Source organism: Marinobacter sp., assembly GCF_035268745.1.
Taxonomy (GTDB): Bacteria; Pseudomonadota; Gammaproteobacteria; order Pseudomonadales; family Oleiphilaceae; genus Marinobacter.
In genome coordinates this window covers 1-1075 of the sequence record NZ_DATFKH010000142.1, presented here as the reverse complement: position 1 = coordinate 1075, position 1075 = coordinate 1, and the positions used below count along the sequence as shown (strand labels likewise).

Annotated in this window: 1 rRNA gene; it reads left to right on the top strand. The window is 53.0% G+C overall.

Annotated features, from left to right (window positions below):
* Positions 1-91 precede the first annotated feature (91 nt).
* Positions 92-1075: ribosomal RNA gene (locus VJ956_RS11285) — 16S ribosomal RNA — on the top strand; the annotation flags it as partial.

Below are 1075 nucleotides of genomic sequence, written 5' to 3'. Positions count from 1 at the left end.
CGGGAAAAAATTGTTCTTTGAAGGTAGTGAAGTATAGACAGATTATTGAGTGAGCCTTGGAGCAGGACTTGAAGAATGTAGTTTAATTATTACAATGGAGAGTTTGATCCTGGCTCAGGACGAACGCTGGCGGCGGGCCTAACACATGCAAGTCGAAGGAGAAGGGAGGTGCTTGCACTTCCTGGAGACTGGCGCACGGGTGAGTAACGCGTAGACAACCTGCCTATAACAGGGGGATAACCACTCGAAAGGGTGGCTAAGACCGCATAATGCAGCGGGGCCGCATGGCCACAGTTGTTAAAGTCTTCGGACGGTTATAGATGGGTCTGCGTGCCATTAGCTAGTTGGTAGGGTAAAAGCCTACCAAGGCGATGATGGCTAGGGGGTCTGAGAGGATGATCCCCCACACTGGAACTGAGACACGGTCCAGACTCCTACGGGAGGCAGCAGTGAGGAATCTTGCGCAATGGGGGAAACCCTGACGCAGCCACGCCGCGTGCCGGAAGACGGCCCTATGGGTTGTAAACGGCTTTTGTTTGGGAAGAAAGTACAGGTTTCGACCAGTATTGACGGTACCAATTGAATCAGCACCGGCTAACTCCGTGCCAGCAGCCGCGGTAATACGGAGGGTGCAAGCGTTGTCCGGAATCATTGGGTGTAAAGGGTGCGTAGGCTGGCGCCTAAGTCTGAGGTGAAATCTTGCCGCTTAACGGTAAAATGGCCTTGGATACTGGGTGTCTTGAATCTGACAGAGGTCGGTGGAATTCGTAGTGTAGCGGTGAAATGCATAGATATTACGAAGAACACCAGTGGCGAAGGCGGCCGGCTGGGTCAGTATTGACGCTGAGGCACGAGAGCGTGGGGAGCGAACAGGATTAGATACCCTGGTAGTCCACGCTGTAAACGATGTATGCTAGTTGTTGGGCCTATGGGTTCAGTGACGCAGTTAACGCAGTAAGCATACCACCTGGGGAGTACGTTCGCAAGAATGAAACTCAAAGGAATTGACGGGGGCCCGCACAAGCGGTGGAGCATGTGGCTTAATTCGATGCAACGCGAAGAACCTTACCCGGGC